The sequence below is a fragment of the Pseudomonas sp. IT-P253 genome (genome assembly GCF_949768125.1).
Taxonomy (GTDB): Bacteria; Pseudomonadota; Gammaproteobacteria; order Pseudomonadales; family Pseudomonadaceae; genus Aquipseudomonas.
In genome coordinates this window covers 1-227 of sequence record NZ_CATKPT010000081.1, presented here as the reverse complement: position 1 = coordinate 227, position 227 = coordinate 1, and the positions used below count along the sequence as shown (strand labels likewise).

General features: G+C 66.1%; 1 protein-coding gene. It reads left to right on the top strand.

Annotation, left to right across the window (positions count from 1 at the left end; translation table 11 throughout):
• Window positions 1-227, top strand: a 227-nt coding sequence (locus ACM6IR_RS26170) for a hypothetical protein (protein WP_414910373.1), incomplete at both ends; no start/stop codon positions are given.

Here is a 227-nt window from a genome sequence, read left to right as displayed (position 1 = left end):
CATCCTGAACGAAACCTTCACCTACCATGCCACCGATTCGTTGGGTAACGTGGTCACCAGCACCATCGTGGTGAACATCACCGACGACGTGCCGACCGCCCATGCCGACGCGACCTCGGTCTCGGAAGGCGGCATCGTCACGGGCAACGTGCTGTGGAACGATGTCGGCGGCGCCGATGGCCTTGAGGCCGGTGGCGGGGTGGTCGGCGTGCGCGCCGGCGCAGACA